Source organism: Streptomyces sp. NPDC004752, from assembly GCF_053601275.1.
This window is the reverse complement of record NZ_JBSGBN010000170.1, coordinates 1-18,164: the sequence shown is the minus strand read 5'-3', so window position 1 is coordinate 18,164 and position 18,164 is coordinate 1. Positions and strand designations below refer to the sequence as shown.

The 18,164-nt window shown below is 67.8% G+C and carries 13 protein-coding genes and 3 pseudogenes; 5 read left to right on the top strand and 11 right to left on the bottom strand.

What is annotated here, in order from left to right; genetic code table 11:
* Nucleotides 1–630 (bottom strand): annotated as a pseudogene (locus ACWEKM_RS41515) (relaxase domain-containing protein); the annotation flags it as partial.
* A 178-nt stretch (nt 631–808) separates the two neighbouring features.
* Between ACWEKM_RS41515 and ACWEKM_RS41510 the strand changes: the two are divergent.
* From ACWEKM_RS41510 to ACWEKM_RS41495, 4 genes are read left to right on the top strand one after another with little or no spacing between them, the layout of a single operon-like run.
* Nucleotides 809–2,215 carry a site-specific integrase gene (locus ACWEKM_RS41510; protein WP_451626481.1) on the top strand — a complete coding sequence of 469 codons (1,407 nt, stop codon included), beginning with the start codon at nt 809–811 and terminating at the stop codon, nt 2,213–2,215.
* Complete coding sequence (locus ACWEKM_RS41505) at nt 2,212–3,960, top strand: hypothetical protein (RefSeq protein ID WP_451626480.1); 1,749 nt, start codon at nt 2,212–2,214, stop codon at nt 3,958–3,960. Before ACWEKM_RS41510 ends, ACWEKM_RS41505 begins: the two co-directional genes overlap by 4 nt.
* A complete protein-coding gene (locus ACWEKM_RS41500; RefSeq protein ID WP_451626479.1) occupies nt 3,957–6,068 on the top strand; it encodes an integrase in 2,112 nt (703 codons plus the stop codon). Before ACWEKM_RS41505 ends, ACWEKM_RS41500 begins: the two co-directional genes overlap by 4 nt.
* The gene (locus ACWEKM_RS41495) at nt 6,065–6,484 is read left to right on the top strand and encodes a hypothetical protein (protein WP_451626478.1); all 420 of its coding nucleotides are present in this window, start codon (nt 6,065–6,067) and stop codon (nt 6,482–6,484) included. Before ACWEKM_RS41500 ends, ACWEKM_RS41495 begins: the two co-directional genes overlap by 4 nt.
* A gap of 17 nt (nt 6,485–6,501) precedes the next feature.
* On the opposite strand, the pseudogene ACWEKM_RS41490 reads toward ACWEKM_RS41495, so the two are convergent.
* The 8 genes and pseudogenes from ACWEKM_RS41490 to ACWEKM_RS41455 form a co-directional block, all read right to left on the bottom strand.
* Nucleotides 6,502–6,783 (bottom strand): annotated as a pseudogene (locus tag ACWEKM_RS41490) (relaxase domain-containing protein); the annotation flags it as partial.
* A 524-nt stretch (nt 6,784–7,307) separates the two neighbouring features.
* A complete protein-coding gene (locus ACWEKM_RS41485; protein WP_451626477.1) occupies nt 7,308–7,724 on the bottom strand; it encodes a hypothetical protein in 417 nt (138 codons plus the stop codon).
* 294 nt (nt 7,725–8,018) lie between these two features.
* Nucleotides 8,019–8,258, bottom strand: coding sequence for a hypothetical protein (locus ACWEKM_RS41480; RefSeq protein WP_451626476.1), 240 nt, complete (start codon nt 8,256–8,258; stop codon nt 8,019–8,021).
* A 100-nt stretch (nt 8,259–8,358) separates the two neighbouring features.
* Entirely contained in the window at nt 8,359–12,708 is a 4,350-nt protein-coding gene (locus tag ACWEKM_RS41475; RefSeq protein ID WP_451626475.1) for a golvesin C-terminal-like domain-containing protein, read from the bottom strand.
* A 423-nt stretch (nt 12,709–13,131) separates the two neighbouring features.
* Nucleotides 13,132–13,368, bottom strand: a complete 237-nt coding sequence (locus ACWEKM_RS41470; RefSeq protein WP_451626474.1) for a hypothetical protein — start codon at nt 13,366–13,368, stop codon at nt 13,132–13,134.
* 254 nt (nt 13,369–13,622) lie between these two features.
* Nucleotides 13,623–14,630, bottom strand: a complete 1,008-nt coding sequence (locus tag ACWEKM_RS41465; protein WP_451626473.1) for a hypothetical protein — start codon at nt 14,628–14,630, stop codon at nt 13,623–13,625.
* Nucleotides 14,631–14,641: 11 nt separating this feature from the next.
* Entirely contained in the window at nt 14,642–15,154 is a 513-nt protein-coding gene (locus tag ACWEKM_RS41460) for a hypothetical protein (protein ID WP_451626472.1), read from the bottom strand.
* Nucleotides 15,155–15,364: 210 nt separating this feature from the next.
* Complete coding sequence (locus ACWEKM_RS41455) at nt 15,365–15,583, bottom strand: LysR family transcriptional regulator (protein WP_451626482.1); 219 nt, start codon at nt 15,581–15,583, stop codon at nt 15,365–15,367.
* A 44-nt stretch (nt 15,584–15,627) separates the two neighbouring features.
* On the opposite strand from ACWEKM_RS41455, the gene ACWEKM_RS41450 reads away from it, so the two are divergent.
* Complete coding sequence (locus ACWEKM_RS41450; protein WP_451626483.1) at nt 15,628–15,987, top strand: hypothetical protein; 360 nt, start codon at nt 15,628–15,630, stop codon at nt 15,985–15,987.
* 201 nt (nt 15,988–16,188) lie between these two features.
* Here the strand turns inward: ACWEKM_RS41450 and ACWEKM_RS41445 are convergent, their stop codons facing one another.
* Nucleotides 16,189–17,157, bottom strand: coding sequence for a TIGR01777 family oxidoreductase (locus ACWEKM_RS41445; RefSeq protein WP_451626471.1), 969 nt, complete (start codon nt 17,155–17,157; stop codon nt 16,189–16,191).
* 150 nt (nt 17,158–17,307) lie between these two features.
* Nucleotides 17,308–18,164 (bottom strand): annotated as a pseudogene (locus ACWEKM_RS41440) (hypothetical protein); the annotation flags it as partial.

Sequence of the window (18,164 nt, the reverse complement as noted above, 5' to 3'; positions counted from 1 at the left end):
ACGCCCGCCCCGCCCGCACGGGGGTGCGGAGCGGTTGCGGGTCAGCGGGCGCAGCACGGCCTGGTCCTCGTTGTCGCGCGGGTACAGGGCGCGCAGGTCGGCGGTCATCTTCAGGCCGCGCCCGACGGGGCGGGTGTAGTCGTCGACGGCCGTCTGCACGATCTGGTCGTCCAGGCCCGCCTGGTGGGGCCGGCCGCGCAGGGTGTAGGAGAGGTGGCGGCGGGCTTCGGCGAGCAGGTGGTGGCGCTTGAACGCGCCGCGCATCACGTACACGACGGCGACGACGTCGACGGCCGCCAGCGCGATGTCGACCACCGGCCGCACCCGCGCCCACACCGCCGCGGCCGCCGCCTGTGCCCGCTCCGCCAGCCGGTCGACGGCGTCCACGCCGTAGGCCCGGATCGCTGAGGTACGCCATCGCTTGCGCAGTTCGGTCAGCGACAGCAGCTCCGTGCGCTTGGGCGGGCGCGTCTGGTCGGCGGCCTGGCAGGCCAGCGCGTAGGCGGCCCGCTCCCCTGGCGCGTGCCCGTGCTTCTCTTCGTACTTGGCCGTGAGGACGGGCAGCGCGTCCTCGATCTGCTGGCGGCGGGTCGACTGCCAGCCGATGAGTCGCTGGTCGATCCCCGCGATTCCCTGTTGGATCAGCGTGTTGAAGGGGCACGAGAGACAGGAAGTCAGCGTGGGGTGGCGGGTGTTTTGGGTACCGGAGCGCCGGACGGTACCGACGGATCGAGTACCGGTTCTGGCGGGGCTGGGGGACTTGGCAGAGCGGGAGGACCAGCTCGGGATCCACCCCGGGGATCCCATCTTGCTGTCGCCGGACTACCGGATCGACGAGCTGCTGAGCCTGTACCTGTGCCGGTCGGGCTTCGCGAAGCTCGCGCCGGAGACCAAGCGGAACTACACAGACGACTACTGCTTGTTCTTCGACTTTCTGTGGAATCGCGGCAGGGTCTGGAACGAGGCCACGGCAGACGATCTGAAGGACTTCGAGTACTGGCGGACTCGAGCCTCCGGGAACCCCGGAAGGGTCGGAGGGGCACGCTGGAACCGGGGGCTGGCCGCGCTCCTCCGCCTGTACGCCTGGGCCGACCGGCGTGGGTACGTCCCGTGCAATCCGGTGGAGATGCGTACGGTGACGACCCGAGCGGGCGAGGTGATCCATGTTCCGGAGGAGCGGGCGAAGGACGCCAGGACCAGCGATGTCCACTGGCTGACACCTCGGACGTTCCGTCTGTGGGTGGACGTGGGGCTGCGTGGCCACACGGCTCAGGGGCTGCCAGCGGAGGGCTGGGTGGGCCGGCTGGAGGACCGCAACGTGGCCTTCGCGAATCTGCTCCTGTCGTCGGGGAAACGCCTTACCGAGGCGGCGTCGCTGTTGACCTTGGAGCTGCCGCGCACGCGGCTGGGCGGTGCCCGCTACTACCCGGGCCGCCTGGCGCCAGCGGTGACGAAGTCGAGACGGGCCCGAACCTTCTACGTCTCGGCGCCGGTGGTGGGCGAGGTCGAGGGCTACATGGAGTCGTCACGGGCGGCCGCGATCCGCCGGGCCCAGGCCAAGGGCCGCTACGAACGCTTGCCGCAGATGCGGCTGGTGACCAAGGTGACGGGCTTGCGCAAGAGGATCCTGATCTGGCGGGACCAGAACGGGGTCGAGGGGCGGACACCGTTGTCCGATGCGGACGTGGCCGAGCGGATGACGCTGTTCACCGAGGGGCCGAACGGCCCGGAACCGCTGTGGCTGTGGCTGAATGAGTCCGGGCTGCCGTTCCGTCCGCAGTCGTGGGAGAACGTGTTCCGCACGGCGTCACAGCGGTGCGCCACTGTTCTGGACGGCGTCGTGGCCGAGCCCCCGTTCTGCACCCCTCACATGGCTCGTCACTCCTTCGCTCTCTACATGCTCGTGGTCCTGCACCACGTCGTCGACCTGCGCATGGGCCTGACGCCGGAGGAGAGGAGGGACTTCCGGCTGCTCTACGGAGACCCGTGGCGGATGGTCCAGGACCTGCTCGGGCATGCCCGGATGGAGACAACGCGGGAGATTTATCTCGCGCCGGTGTCGGACCTTCAGCTGCGGTCGCTGTTGACGGAACCGGAGCCCGTGGAGGTCGGCGCGGAGGAAAGGTCCGCGGACCGGGTGACGTCTCTGCTTGCCCGGATCGCCGAGGAGAGCGAGGGCATCCAGGACATCGACGCAAAGCTCGTGCCGGCGTGAGCGGCCGGGGCCGCAAGGCTGCCCTTCCCTCAGCCTCGTTCCGCCGTCCCGCCGCGCTGGGCGACGCCGTTAGCGACCTGGTGGTCTGCCACACGACCAAGCAGGGCAGCACACGCTCCTACGACTTCGGCCGGCTTCCGGCGCCGCCGCAGCTGCAGCGCTCGCTGGCCGTTCTCTTCGCGGCCCGGTGCACCAGCGGCGCCTGGGAGTCTTTGACGACGAGCGAAAATGCCTGGCGACACCTGAATGAGCTGGCCGCGTTCCTGTCCGCCTTGGACACCCCGCCGACGGACGTCCCGGACCTGACGGCCGGCATGTGGTCGGCATGGCGGCTGAGCCGCACCGTCCGGACGGAGACCGGCTACAAGCAGATCATGACCACGCAGCTTCTGCTGCGAGAGGACAGCCGCCTGCCGCTCGAGGTGAGGACAGTGATGGCCCGTCGTCTGCCGGTGCCGAAGTCCCTGGAAAGAGCCTTGGAGCGGAACGAGTTCCAAGCCGTCAAGGCCGCGGCCCGGCGGACGCTCCGCACCGCGCTGCTGCGGATCCGGGAGAACACCGAGCACCTGGAGGCCTGGCTCAACGGCGACTTCCCCCGGGCAAGCCGGGACTGGGAAATCGGTCGGGCCCTGGACCTGCTGGCACGAACCGGTGACGTCCCCCGGTATGAGTATGGCCAGGTCACGGTCCCCTACACGAAGCTGCTGGGCGGCGGAAGCCCGGAACACACCTGGATGCGGCTGTTCCCGACGCGGACGGAGACGGCTGCGCTCGGGGTGCTGCTGGTCACGGAGTTCGGGTTCAACGCCACCACCCTCTCCGAGCTGACTGTCCCCCGGGCGGTCCCGGACTCCGGGGAGAAGAGCGGCGTTCGCGTCTACCGGTTGGAACTGGAGAAGCGTCGACGCCCCGCCGGTCACCACTTCGAGTCACGGAACGTCACCGATCACGGGGCGGACTCAGCCGGGCGGCTGATCACAGATGTGCTCGCGGTCACCGCGCTGGCCCGCGCCTACATCGCCGAGCACGCTCCAGACGTCGACCGGCTGCTGGTCTGGAGGGGCGGCAGCACCCCGACCACCAGCGTGAACGCGGTTGGCGAACTGATCCGTGTCGGCCTCTTCGGGCTGGGCACCAGCACGGCTGCGGTTGGCCTCTGGGCGAAGCACGAGGGGTTGCCCAAGGCGGTGATGCGGCGAAGCCGCAGGACGGTGAACGTGGTGCACCGCCGCGAGCCCGGTCAGAACAGCCAGGCCACCCACGACAGTGTCTACGTCATGCCTGAGCCCCAGGCCCAGGAGGCCGCCGCCAAGGTCATCGAGGCAGGCATCCAGGAGGCTGTCGAGACGGCCCAGAAGACAGTGTTGCGCGCCTTGTTGGCGGACACCCCGCAGGCCGGAGACCGGGAGAAGGCCACGGCTTCCTGCACGGACTTCGAGCACAGTGTCTTCACGCCTGCGGGCTCGGGCTGCGGAGCGTCGTTCTTGCTCTGCACCGCCTGCCCGAACGCCCGGATCACCCCTGTCCACCATCCTCGACTGGCCTATCTGCAGACCTCGCTTGAGAGCCTGCGCAGCATCCTTGATCCAGCCACCTGGCAGGCAGATTGGTACGACGCGCATGCCCGGCTGGAGGACTTGCGGCAACGCCTCGGAGACGCGCTCTGGAGACAGGCACAACAGCAGATCAGCGAGCTGGACCGGCAGATCATCAACGACCTCCTAAAAGGACATTTCGACACGTGAGCACGCTGACCGCCTCGCTCTCCCACGCGATCCCGGCCGCGGGCACGCCGGTCATCCGCAAGGACCTGATCACCGACGGCTACACCGGCCCTGTCTCCCTCTATGCGGACGACGCCTGGTCCTTGGACCCGGTCAACGCCAACCCAAGTGCCCAGCGGAGCCGCATCCTCTGGAGGCCGTTCCCCGCCTTGATGCGCGAGGAGTTCCGCTACCTCGCCTGGCTGTTGATCAACACGGATCTCCCGCCCGTCCTGCTGGAGGGCAGGCATCCCGCCACACGCACCCGCATATCCGCCGTCGCGGCCTACCGAGGCGTCCTGCAATGGCGATGGTTCGCGGTCTGGCTGCACCAGCGCGGGGTCACAAGCCTCACGCAGTGCACCGACGAGCACTTTCGCGAGTACGCCGTCTCGTTGGCCCGGAAGCCGAGAGCCCGCCGCAATGCTGTCTGCACCAAGCTGGGCGGACTTACCCGATTGTGGATGCTCGACCAGGTCAGTTCGTTTCCCCTGAACATCCCGAAACCTCCCTGGGAACGCGAGGGGGTCGACGACTTCCTGCCCGCGGCGTCCAGCCGCGGCGAGAACTTCACCGAAGCGATCAGCACGAAGACGATGGGCCCGCTGCTGATCTGGGCGCTACGAGTCGTCGACGCATTCGCCGACGACATCCTGGCGGCCTGGGCCGAGAACCGGCGCCTCAGGGCAACTGCTAAGACGGCCACGCGGACTGAAGAAGGCCGGGCCCGGCTCAACACCTACCTCACCGACCTGTCTGACCAGGGCCGCCCCATGCCCACGACCATCGCCAACGGCCAGCCACGCACGGCCGCCCTCTACATCGCCGGCATGACCGGCGCATCGCTGGGCCAGGTCAACGCTGCCCTGCACAAGCGGCGCCGCTGGAGGGAGTATCTGGCCGCCCACCCTGGTGGATGCCCGTTGCCCGCCCCGGTCAACGGCACGATCGACGGAGTGAAGTGGGCGCCGTCCATCGACTATGACGAGGCGCCGTGGCTCATGCGGCACCTGGTCACCGCCTGTTTCGTCGTTTTGTCATACTTGACCGGAATACGTCCCGGTGAGGTCCTCGGTCTTCGGGCGGGCTGCTGCCCCGACCCGGACGACACCACCCAGAGGCACGTGATCCACGGACACGTCTACAAGACCGCCATCGACGAGGACGGAAACCACCTCTCCAACGGAGAGCTGCGCGAGATTCCCTGGGTCGCCATCGCCCCGGTCGTCGCTGCCATCCGAGTCCTGGAGCGGATCGTCCCGGACGGAGAGCTCCTGTTCGGCAGCCGGTTCCACCAGTTCGACGGCGGCCAGGGCACCGAGGTGGCCCTCAACTCCACTGGCATGCGTGAACGCGTGGAGAGCTTCGCAGACTGGGCCTCCCAGACCGCACGACGCCTGGGCCGCCCCCACGAAGTGATCCCCCCGGACCCGCACGGCGCGATCGGCACGATGCGGTTCCGCCGCACCCTGGCCTGGCACATCGCCCGCCGCCCTGGAGGTCTGGTCGCCCTGGCAATTCAGTACGGCCACATGCGCACTTCGCTCAGCGCCAGCTACGCCTCCCGAAGCCGCGACGGCATCCACGACCTGCTCGACATCGAGACCGCCCGGGCAACCGCAGACACCCTCGCGTCCATCGCAGCCCAACGGGCCACCGGAGGCGGCATCTCCGGCCCTGCCGCACGACGAGCCATCACCGCCGCCGGACAAGCCCCAGCCTTCGAGGGCATCGTCTTCACCGCACGCCAGGCCCGCAAACTCATGGCCAACCCCGCCCTGGCCGTCCACGACAACCCACACGCCTTCCTGACCTGCGTCTATAACCCGGACAAGGCTCTTTGCCAGCTCCGAGCGCGCCAGACCACTCCGCGACTCGACCGCTGTGAACCGACCTGCGCGAACATCGCCCGCACCGACAACCACGCCCGCCAGCTCCTCGCCAAGGCCGACGAACTCGACAGGCAGGCCACCAGCGAACCCCTCCCCCAGCCCTTGGCCGAACGGCTCCAGGCCCACGCCACCAAACTGCGGCACTTCGCCGAAGAGCACTACCGCGAACGGATCACCCTCTCGGAGACGCCCGCATGAGCACCGCACCAGACGAACGCGACCGCATCCACGCGGCCATGGACCGCATCCTCACCGGCGTCCCTGAGCGGTCCAACGGAGCGCTGACCATCGTCGCTCTCGCCGCAGAGGCCGGCGTCCCGCGCAACGCCCTCACCCAATGGCACCTCGATCTGAAGAACGAGTTCTACGCCAAGGTCCGCGCGCGCGGCGAGATGCCCGACAACGAGAAACGGCTCCGCCGACAGCTGGTGAAGGCCAAGGAGCTCCGAGCGCAGGCGCTCCAGGAACTCGAACAGCTCAAGACCGACAACGCAGCACTGGTCGCCGCCCTGCACCAGATCACCATGGAGAACCGCCAGCTCCGGCTCCAGTTGGCCGAACGGCCGACCAACATCCACGTCCTTCCGACCCAGCCTCGGCCACCCGCACGATGACGAAGAAACTCAACACGTAGAACTTGACAGAGAACTGCGATCTCCATGACCGGCCGGCGGCCGGGCGTCACCTCGCGCGGCTCCCACGCCCACCCGAGCCGGGCGGACACCTCCTCCATGAAGTACAGGAGGTAGAGGGTGTCGGCGGCGACTATGTGGGCCATCAGCGAGTCCGCCGACAGGTTGCCCCACGTGCCCTTGTCGTCCGGCCGCCGGGCGCGGATCGACACCACCGCGTGATCGTGCAGGAGTGGCTTCGACTCGGCAGCTCTGGACTCGTAGTGCAATGCGAATACTGCGCAGCCCCAGTCACCAGTAGAGAGCGCAGGCAATTCCGGTTCTGGTCGTATGCATGCGACGGCCAGACGCCCACCACGGAGCGGGTGACCTGCTCGGGGATCGTTGCGGAGCCCGGGCCGTCGGTGGTGAGCAGTCCGCGCTGGATGAGGTCGTCGACGGTGCGGGCCACGATGGCGTCGGCGTCGCCGGGCATGCCTTCGTCGCGCAGCACGGTGGCCAGGGCGGACTGCGTGCCGTCCAGGGCTGCCTGCCAGATGCGTTCGGTGGCGGTGTTCATCCACTGCCAGGTGCTGCTGGCCGTGCAGAGGACGGCAACGGCGCCGCCGCCGAGGCCGGCCCGGCACACGCCGGGCGGGACCCGCATCACCGGACGCTCCCGGTTGTGGCGGCGGGTGCGGGCTGACGTGCCAGCCACCACGACGTGATCAGGAACGCTTCCAGGGCCGGAAGCGGGGCACGGCCCACTCCCGCCGTGGCGGCGGTGAGGGCGTCCCGGACACGGGAGGCGTCGATCAGGCCGGCGTCAACGAGGGGGCTCGCGTCGATCAGACGGTGCAGACGGGCCCGGCGGGCGCGCAGGCCCTCGTAGAGAAGGGGGCAGACCGGGGTACTTGGGCCCGTAGATCGTCCACAGGCCCAGCGCATCGTCCAGTAGCGCCGCGCGGTCGGTGCGGGTCATCCTCTCGACCCCGGCCAGCAGCGTCCGGGCGTCGTCCCCGATGTAACGGACGTGCTGGACAAGGAGGAAGAAGATCTGGGTGGACTTGCCGGCGATGCCTGCCGCGCTCGGCCACTCGCGAGCTGGGTGCAGGCTGTAGACGGACTCGGCGGTCACCGCGAGGACGATCGGGTCCTCGTCGAGGAGCTTCGCCGTGAGGGACTCCAGGCACGGGGCGCACTGCTCGATGCGCGTGCCGATGAGCGCGGACGCCGTCCTCATGTCCGGTGCCGTCTCGACCCCCACCGGCTGGGGTCAGCCAGCCGCAGGTCCTCGTGGGAGGGGCCGCGAGGTCGAGCACCGTGCCGGGGTCGGCTTCTCCGGGATCGCTGCCCGCGACGGTGAAGGTGAAGTGCGGCGCGTCCTGCGGGCCGGTGTCCTGGCCGCGCATGAGGCCGGGGCAGTGCCGCGGCGGCCATGGTGGAAACCTCGCTCTTCTCTCACAAAAGAAGGGGGCCCCGGTGATGGGAGCCACCTCACTGCAAGTGCGCCGTGTTCAGAAAGCCGAGAGTCCGGTCACTTCTTTCCTTCGGCGTATTTCGCGCGCCCCGGTTCGAAGACTCCTGCCACCTCGACAATGATCCTGATCAGCGCGGACAACGCCGTGATGACGATGCCCGTTCTGGCACCTTCGAACTGCCATGCCCATGCCAAGAACACCGCCGCAAACACGCCGGCGGCGACGGCGCCCAGGATCCGGTGGGACAAGAACAGGAACCAGGGGACCACAGGCGCCGCCAGAGCCGCGATCCCCACCAGGAAGGCTCCTATCCACACAGCGTGTTCCTCTCCTCGCTGTCGCCCCCGGAGCCGGGCCCCGAGTCGGGGCCCGGCCCTACGGTGCGTCAGGCGCGCGTTATCGGGTGTATTCGGGGTCGGGGGCCTTCGCCGGTGCTCCGCAGAAGTGGGCGGTCGACGGGTCGGTACCTACGTCCGACAGGACTGTTATGTCCCACGGGTTCCCGGCGTGTCCGCTGTCCATCGCGCAGTCCGTGTAGGGGTTCTCCCGGTTCGGCGGCGTGCTCATGCCACTGAAGTGGTAGAAGTCCCCAGTCGTAGCAGGGGCGCTGGACCCAGTATAGGCACCGCTGAGGTCGACGGCCTTGCCGTTGCGGTACAGGTACTGGCTCGGCATATAGCTGGAGCGCAGGATCGGGGCGCCGCTGACCTGCTTGATGGTTCCGTCGGCGCAGCTCTTGAAGTCCAGTTCCTGCCAGATCGGCGGGGCCTGGCCGAAGATCGACCCGGTGAGGCCCGGCTTGAAGAACAGGTTCCGGATCTCCTGGGACATCAGTGCCATGGGATTGTCGGACGAGCCGGTGTCACTTGAGACCCGGTTCACCCAGTCCTGCACGCTGTCGGTGAGCGCTTTGTTCGCCAGGGCGCTGCGATAGCCGATCGAGCCGCCCGCGGTGTGCATCACCGCGACACATGTGCCGCTGGCGTCCGTGACCACGTTGTCGTTGTTGTCGGTGATCACAGGCTTCACGCCGATCGATTTGTACGCGGCTCCGGGCAGGATGCCATCGCTGTTGGTCGTGGTGGTGGTCGTCCTTCCGTCGTGGATGTTCAGGTTCGTCGTGGTGTAGTCCAGGTCCGGCGGCGTGGTGCCGTAGTCCGTCTGGATCGCGGCGAGGAACTCCCGTATGAAGTCCGGGATATGCGTGTCGGCGGTGCGGTCGTCGTAGGACACGCTCTCGCTGCCCTGGATGATCTTCCCGTCGGTCGTCTTCACGTACGACACGGTGGCCTTGTTGTTCATCTTGTACGCGCCGTCGTCCGTGCCGAACCCGTCCGGCCTGCTGTCGGAGGTGGGCCGCTTGGTGTACGGGTTGGCGAAGTGCATCCAGGCGGGGACGCTGGAGCCGTCGGGGTGATCGGTGGTGCTCGTGCCCGCCTTCGTCGCCTCGTCGTGCCACCGCTCGGCGGCGGCCTTGGTCTCCGGCTTGGCGCAGGTCGGGGAGCCCGCCGTGTCGACACAGGTCGGCAGGGCGATGATCTTCCCCGAGACGTCCAGCGCCCAGTCGTGCAGGACCTGACGCGACTTCATCGGGGTGTCGAAGATGCTCGACTCGGGCCGGACGTCGATGTTCTGGTCCTCGTCGAAGAACGCGTCCGCCTCGACGGTGTCCGAGACGTACGTGCCCTGCACCGGCTGGAAGGCGACGGCGCCGTAGGCGACGTCCTGGTCCGCGGTCCCGCCGTCGGCGTAGTTCACCAGGGTCACGCTGGGTGTGCCGGTGAACTTGTACGCGCCGAGCGAGACCCACTTGTTGTTGTTGCCGTCCTGGTCGACGACCACATCACGGGTGCCGCCCGCCAGGCCGGAGACGCTGTAATGGGCCTGCTTCGTCTGCGCCCCGGTGTCCGGTACGTGCACGTACACCTTGGCGAGGTCGAAGGTGCCGTTGGGGATCCACGTGCCGCGGATCGTCATCGGGCCGGAGGTCGTGCCGCCCAGGTGGGCGTCGTTGCGGGTGTGCGTGTACCAGAAGTGGCCGCCGTAGCCGCCGCCGATCTGGTGGAGGTCCGCCTTGGCCTGGTAGTGCTGGTCGGAGTCCGCGTAGAACGTGAAGCGGAAGGTGCCGTCGGACTGTGCCGCGCCGCAGTCGCTCCAGGTTGGAGTGCCGTTGGGAACGGAGGCGACGACGGTGGAGCCGGACGGGGCGCCGCTGCACACGGGGGTGCCGTTCTTGAGACGGTAGCCGCGGCCCGGCTCGGAGATCAGCGTCTGGTACTTGATGTTCTCGTTGCCGCAGGTGGTGGCGCAGTCATCCTTCCAGGTCGCGTTCGACTGGTTCCACCAGTACTGCGAGTAACAGGCGGCGTCCGGGCAGTGCGGCGGGTTGGCCGGGTCGCAGCCGTTGTGGATGTTGCAGAAGGTGCTCTTGGGTGGGGAGACCAGGGAGCGCTGGATGTCGTTGATCCACCAGGCGGGGCGGAAGCCCGCCGAGGAGAAGCCGGACTCGCCCGCCCAGTCCTGGCGGCCCGAGGTGGCGTAGGAGAAGCCGGTGTCGATGGACCAGGCGGCCCAGCCCATCACCTTCTCCTCGTACGGCCAGTCCTGCGGGTGCGCCGCGTCGTGGTTGGCGTCCGGGTCGACCGTCGTGTCCATGAACGGCTTGTCGTTCTTGTACACCGGGTTGGCCGGGTTGTTGTACCAGCCGAGGCCCCACGGGGTGCCGGGGGCGCCGGGAGCGTTGAAGCCGAGGTTGTAGTTCCAGGCGGCGGTGAACCAGTTCTCCACCCTGGCCGGGTCGTCGTTGTTGACGGTGACCATCTGGCCAGCGGTGTGCACCTCGTTCCACTTGTCGGCGAGGATCTTCATCGACGCGGCGATGTTGCTGGCGTAGTCGACGGCGACGATCTTCTGCTTCTGTGGGGACAGCGAGGTCTCGTTGTCCTTCTCGTGCCCGGCCATCCGCATGCCGTCGGTGACCTGGCCCACGCCGTAGCCGCAGTCGGACTTATCCCAGTGGATCTTCCAGAAGTCGGCGACTGTGCCGCCGGTCTGGTGGCCGTAGTAGCCGTCCACCGCTGCCAGCGGGCTGCCCATCTGACCCGGGACCGCGCCGGACTCGGCCTGCCACAGGTTCGACTCCTGCGCCAGGATGCCGAGCATGACGTTGACCGGGATCCTGGCGTCGGCGGCGCCGTTCAGCTTCGGCTTCGGGAAGAGGCCCTGCGGGTCTACCGTCCCCAGGCCGGCCTGGTCGCGGTAGCCGCCCTGCCGGATGTAGCCGGAGGTCAGATTTCCGCGTACCGCCATGTCCACGGCCCACTCGACCTGGTTCGGCGTCGGCTGCAGCGCCTGTGCGTTGACGTCGTTGCGGGAGATCGAGCACCAGCGGTCCGGGTCGGTCGGGTCGTGTGCCGGGTCGGTGGCTGTCGTGGCGGTGGCGAGCGTCGTGCGCTCCATCTGGGAGTGCTGCCCCTCCGGCGCCCTCTCCGTGACCGGCTTGGTGCTCTTGGCCAGGGCAGGTGAGGACTTCTCGGTGCCAGCGGCCGCCCGCGGCGCCACCTTCTGTGTCACCTCGGTGCCCGTGGTGGTGGCGATGGCGGTGATGGTGGTCGGCGCCGTCTTCGCCAGCGTCTTCGGCGACACGGCCGACGCGTCCGATTCCGGCGCCGCCTTGGCCTGCTTGGCCTTGGTGAAGCCGCGTCCGGCCTTCTGGATGCGGTCGAGACCGGCCTTCATGCCGGGGGCGAGGACCGGGTCGACGGCGAACCGGCCCTGCGTGGACACGTCGGCGCCGGCGGGCACATCGAGCCGGGTGATGCCCGTGCCCTCGGTGTGCACGGCACCAGACGCCTTGCCCGTCAGATACGCCTTGCCGGGCCCGCCGGCGGCCAAGTCGAGCGCGCCGGGCTTGCCGGAGGCCACCGTGTCCACCTTGCCGTGGCCGCGCCAAACCTTTGCCGTGTGCTTCTTCGTACCGCGCTCGACGAAGGCGATCTTCATGCCGCCCGCGTCCAGCGGCCGGATGTCGAAGGCGACCGCGTCGGCAGACGTCACCTTTTTCGTCTTGCCGGTCTTGCTCTCGCCCGTGTCGGTCAGGCGGACCAGGTTGCGGCCGAGCGCGCCGACGGCACCGCCGGTGACCGGCGCGGCCGAGGTGACCTCGCCCTTCACCGACGCCTGGGTCAGCTGCTTTCCGGCCGTGTTCACCGTGACCACGCGGGTCTTCGTCCTGGCCGGATCGTTCATGTCCCTGTAACTGGTGAACGCCGCCGTGTGTGCGGAGGAGTTGCACGTGGGGTCGAAGTACGCGAGCGACGCAGTGAACCCGAGCTTGGTCACCAAGCCCGTGGAGGTGTTGACGATCGCCGTGAATGCACCGCCCTGGAACAGGTCGGGCTTGTTCGTGAACGTGCGCGGCGCGTAGACGACGGCCGCGTGGTCACGGTCCATCAGACACTGGTTGCCGATCCAGGAATCGGCCGGCATATCCGGCTCCGCGAGGATCGCTGCGGTCTTCCACGCGTACGCCCTCTTCGAGTCGGCGACCAGGATGTGCAGGCCGTCCGCGTCCGCGGCGGCCGTCACCGCCCGGTCCTGCGAAATGTTCCACCCCTTGCCGAGCTTCTTGCCCGGGTCCTTGATCCGGCCGGAGGACGACGAGGACGCGGAGTCCTTGGACGAGGACGTGTCCGACCACAGGTTGTGGCCGGACTTGGAATTCGAGTCGGAGTCGCCGCCCGGCATGCCGAACGCGGGGACCGTGCTCAGCAGGCCACCGCCTAACGCGGTGCACGCCGCTATGACGATCAGAGGTCTGTGAAGTTTTCTTCTGGGTCTCAAGACAGAAATCCCCTATTTCCCGTTTCACTTGAGAGTTGGGATGAACGGCGCCGCGCGCCGGGCTAGGGCGCCGCACGCCGCGTCAGGCGGTCAGCAGTCAGCGGCCGGCTCGCCCACGCAGAACGCTCGACCGGAGAACCCCGGTTGGGCGTTTCGCCAACAGCGCGGGGCGTCGAACGTCGCTGTCCCCAGGGAGATGGCCGCGGCCGCCGGAAGGGCGATGGCGGTGCACTTGAGCATGTTCACTTTGCTGTTCCCCGATCTCGTTGTTCTTTTATGGATTTGGTGCCAAGACCCCCTATACGCACGGAAAAAGCCCTCCCGTTCCTACTTCCGGTCGACGATGGGAGTGAACTCATCGACGTAGATCTTCGGTATCTGCGGAACTGGACCCATGTCTTTGGAGCCGATCAGCGCATCATCCCGCCCGGTTTTTCCCGGAGGGACGCCCTGAAGCCAGAACCGGTTGTACGCGGTCCAACCCGCACCGTCAGCGATGCTGATCTGGACCGAGTACGTCGCATCCCGCTGGTAGGTATTGGCTACCTCGATCTCGGTACGCACGCCGTTGCTTTCCGGTGTGGCACGCACTGTCAGGTCCCCGTACTCCAGAACGCGCGTACGGCCTTCGGAGTGCACCGAAGGCACAGGCGATGGGCGCACTTGCGGACTGCTCTGCTCCGCGCTCGGAGTCGCCGGCCGCTGCGACGCTGGGGCCTTGTCAGCGGCGCCGTCCGTACACCCGGCGGCCAGCACGCATGCCGCCATCATGCACAGTGCCCGGACCAGCCCCTGTCCGGGCACCACCACACCAGCCTTCACTGGGCGGAAGCCGCCATCTGCGTGCGCGCGGCAGCGATTTCCTTGCCGTGCTGCTCCTCGATGCCGGTCAGCTGACTCTTGTTGTCGGCGATCTGCTTGTTCTGGATCGCAGTCTCCACACCGAACCAGATGTTCACCAGATCTGTCTGCGCCTTGCAGTCGATGTCGTCGACCGCCAAAGCGATCGAGTCCTGCGACGGCTCCCCATCGTTGGTGACACCCTGGTCCATCGCCTTGTACGGATCGGCAAGTCCCGTGTGTCCCTTGCTGCCCATGCACGAAGACCACGCGGCGATGGCCTTGATGACCTCGCCGTCCTTCATCGACTGCACCAGGCTGTCCCCGGCGAGCTGCGCCACGAAGGTCGGGTCGGCTTCCTTCACACCGAGTTGATCCTTGGACCAGCCGATGCAGCCGCCCGTCTTCAGCTTCTTTCCGTCGTACTCCGCCCGAGCGGGCTTGGTGCCCTGGCCGGGCACGGCGACCGGGTCACCCGCGTTGGGGGCCTTGGGCGGCTCGGGCTTGGTGTGGCCGGTCAGGACCTCGACCTCGACACCGGACAGATCACGCATGGTCTGCGTGGTGTGCTCCCGCAGCGCCGGGGGGAGCTCGTAGCCGTACTTCTCGGCCTCGGCCCGGTCGGTGATGCCATAACGGCGTTCGATGTTGGCGTCGTTGTCACTGGGAGGCGGGTTGGCGCCCGCTCGCGGCAGCGTCAGGTCGATGCCATAGTCCTTCATACAGGACTGCTGAAGATCGTTGGCGGCCTGCTCCACGGTGACCTGGTCCTCGTAGGAAGCCATGTACGCCTCCAGCGGAAGGCTCAGGTTCTTGGTCAGGCCGCTGGTGGGGATCTTCTTGGGCCAGTTTTCCTTGTTCACGATCGGTTTGCCGTCGGCCGCGTTCTTCGTGGTGTCCGGGGTCGTGCCGGAGGAACAGGCACTGACCAGGAGAGCCGAAGCGGCCAGGGCTACGGACGTGGCGGCCCGCTTGATGTGCTTCACGGGGTCCCTTCTCAGGCGAAGTGGGAGGACGCGTTGTTGTTCTTCAGGGCGGAGATCAGGTTGGTGATGTTGCAGTCTCCGAAGGATCCGTTCTTCGCGAAGTACTGAGAGGTGCCGCCGTAGCCGGAGTTGTAGTACACGCGGTAGTTGTCGTCCGGAGCACAGTTCTGCACGGACGCCGCATTGTTCTTCATGTACTGGCCGTTGCCATTGCCGCCGCTGCCGAAGACGTACCGGTACGTGGACAGCGTCGATCCCTGGTACTGGCTCGTACCCCAGTGGTCGGACACGTTGCCGTAGAACGTCGTGAACGCCGACATGTAGTGGCCATTCTGGATGGCAATGTCCTTCGAGTTGTAGAACAGCCACAAATCGCCCTCCGAGCAGGTGATCCACGGAACGTTGCAGTTGTCACTGACGTTGAAGGTGGCCGCCTGCGCGGGTGTAGCGGTAGAGATCAGGGCCGCCACGGTGACGGCGAATGCCCCCGCGGCGGTCTTCGAGCGTAGTGGGATGAGCTTCAAAGCGTCCCTCCCCTGCCCGGCGCACCGAACGTCCGCCGGAGACCTGATCAGGCGACTGGGCAGCCCGGTTGCCGAACCCGCACCGTCCGCAGATTCTGAGAATTTCGCGTGAAGATCGCGGGCCGTCTCGGACGGTAGCACGTCATGCTCATGACGTTCGATCGGTTTTGCGATTTCGTGAGCGGAGAGGGTAGCCCGTCTTCCTGCCGCTCACACGCCCGTCACCGAGCGCCTGTCACGGCCCTCGTTCCGGCCCCCCTGGGCGTCAGAGGCGCCGAGTTGGTCGGCATACGGCGAGCCAGCGGCCAGGACTTTCTCACCGAAGTTGGTGAGCCGCATCCGCTGCCCGCACTGACCGCGGATCAGCAGTTGTCCTTGGAGATCTTGTTCCAGGTGCTGGATCTGCGGGGTCAGGGCAGAGGGGCTGATGCCGGCGTCGCGGCAGATGCCGCCAAGGTGGGGTAGACGGCGGCGTGCAGGAAGCGGTGCAACCGACGCTGCCCGGCGTACGTGCGGGCCGCCGGCCCAAGGGGCGTGTGGACATGGAGCAGGACCGGATGACCCGTACGAGCGTGCGCCTGATCGGCGCGAAGCTCGTCGGGGACCTCACCCGGGGCGTGATGTTCGGGATCATGGCGGCGAGTTTCTGCTCGGCGGCGGCGAGACTGACCTCGATCGCGGCGACCTCACCAAGCCAGCCTTGTTCCTTGGCTTCTTGGAGCCGGTCGAGCAGGTTCACGCGGATCTCCTTGGCGATGCGCCCGCACTCGGCGAACACCGGCCCCAGCGGGGTGGGGTGGCCCTCGCGGCCGAACATCCGCAGCAGGTCGTAGGCGCGGACCTGGTTGGTGACCAGAGCAGGGCGGCGTCGTTCAGTGGGTCTGTCCAGTTTGATCACCTGATGCCGAGGCTGGCCAGGGGAGGGTGGCGCTGCACGCGTGGTGGCTGGTGCATTCGGCCAGGAGAAAAGCTCCGATGACGAGGTTGCACAGGCTGGCCAGGGCCCGACGGGGCGGCCAGCGTCCCAGATCCGTTCACCAGCGTGCCGCGGAACCGCCCCTGACCCGTTTGCGCACCCGACGCACCAGCTCGTCGGCAGCCTGCGGCCACTTGGGGTACTGAAAGTCGAAGCCTGCCTGGACCAGTCGGCCCGGGACGACGCGGCGGCTCTTCAGCAGCAGTTCGGTGTCGGAACGCAGAGCGAACGCGCCGACCTCGGCCATCCACTTGGCCGCAGGGAGGCCCACCGGTACACCCCACGCGGAGCGCAGGGTGCGCATGAATGCGCGCTGCGGCAGGGGATGGGGAGCCGCCAGGTTCACCGGACCTGCGATGTCCTCCCGGTCGATCAGGAACTTCACCGCGCGCACAAAGTCGTGTTCGTGGGTCCACGACACGTACTGCTCTCCGCCGGCGACTGGGCCGCCGAGACCCAGGCGGGCCAGTCCCAGCAGGACGGCGAAGACCCCGCCGGGGTCCGGGCTCATCACCATGGCCGAGCGCAGGGCAACCTTGCGTGTGGCCAGCGTTTCGGCCTGTTGCTGAGCCTGCTCCCAGGCCTTGGCGATCTCGACGCTGTACGCCCAGTAGTCCGGCACGCCCGGTTCGGTGCCGCCGATCACACCGGTGGCCTCGTCGTTGGGGGCGTCGAAGCGGTGCGCGTACACCGTGGCGGTGCTCATCTGCAGCCATACCCGGGGCGGTCGGGCAGCGCCCGCGATCGCGGCGCCCACGACTCGGGTGGAGTCGACCCGAGAGTCCATCATCTCCTGCAGGTTGGCTGCCGTGTATCGGCAACTCACAGTGCGTCCGGCCAGATTGATCACGACATCACTGCCGTCCACCGCCGCCGTCCATGGCCCCAGGGTCTTACCGTCCCATTGGACCTCGCCCTTGCGCCTGGGACGTCTGGTGAGAATCACGACCTCGTGGCCGGCAGCGTCGAGTGCGCGCTTCAGGACCGCGCCGACCTGTCCGGTCCCACCAGGAATCACGATCTTCATCGGCTCCCCCTCCCTCCTCTCGGGGCGAGCCTAGACCAAAACAGTTGAACGCGTTCAAAACTGCGGGTGCGATCCACGATTTGAGCCAGCCTCGCCGTGCGGCACACGCCGCTCGACGTCAGCTGAGCTGTCTGATCAGGGCGTTCGTTGTCAGCGAATCGGCGCGCAGGGCCCCTGGGCAGCGTCGTTCAGTGAGCGTTGTCCGGTTTGATCACGTGATTCCGAGGGTGGCCAGGGTGCGGGTGGCGTTGCGCGCGTGGTGGCGGAGGCCGGCGGCGATGCTGGTGGTCCGGTGAGGCGGAGGGCTCCGATGGCGAGGTTGCGCAGGCTGGCCATGGCCCGAGGGGCGGTGCCGGTGCGTACGCGGGAGGCGTCTTCAGTCCAGGCGGTGTCGCGTACGTGGTGGAGCTGGATTTCGATGTCCCAGTGCCTGCGGACGCGGCGCGCGATTTCGATGGCGTCTGCCTGTTCGGCCGTGAGGTCGGTGACGACGTAGACGCGCTCGAGGGTCACCTTGCCAGGGGAGATGATGCGGCGGCGCCGCACGATCTGTATGGCCTGCGCGGCATGGGGGAAGTTCAGGTCTGTCAATCCCCTCGCAGCGTGGAGACGATCTATGCGGCCAGTCCCTCGGCGAGGGTGGCTCGGTAGTCTCGTTCGTAGTCGATCGGGCTCTTGAACCCGCATACGCTGTGTAGCCGCCTGGTGTTGTAGAAGTCGGTGATCCAGGTGGCGATCCTGATCCGGGCCTCGGCGGGTACGGAAGCTGTGCCGGTGGACGTACTCGACCTTCAGCACGCTGTTGAACGCCTCGCTCACGGCATTGTCAAAGCAAGATCCGACCCGGCCCATGGACTGGACGACGCCGAGTCTGCGGCAGGCCCGCTTGAACCGCCGCGAGGTGTACTCGCCTTGCGCCCCGTTGTCGCTGTGGAAGGTTGCTCCGCGCAGGCCGTCGGCGCCCCGGGCCGCCGCCGCAGCCTTGAGCGCGTCGGTGACCAGCCCGG

Bases quoted from the DNA above. Each gene is read 5' to 3' on its own strand.
- ACWEKM_RS41495 (WP_451626478.1), top strand. From the start codon at position 6,065: ATGAGCACCGCACCAGACGAACGCGACCGCATCCACGCGGCCATGGAC.
- ACWEKM_RS41485 (WP_451626477.1), bottom strand. From the start codon at position 7,724: ATGAGGACGGCGTCCGCGCTCATCGGCACGCGCATCGAGCAGTGCGCC.
- ACWEKM_RS41475 (WP_451626475.1), bottom strand. From the start codon at position 12,708: ATGCCGGGCGGCGACTCCGACTCGAATTCCAAGTCCGGCCACAACCTG.
- ACWEKM_RS41445 (WP_451626471.1), bottom strand. From the start codon at position 17,157: ATGAAGATCGTGATTCCTGGTGGGACCGGACAGGTCGGCGCGGTCCTG.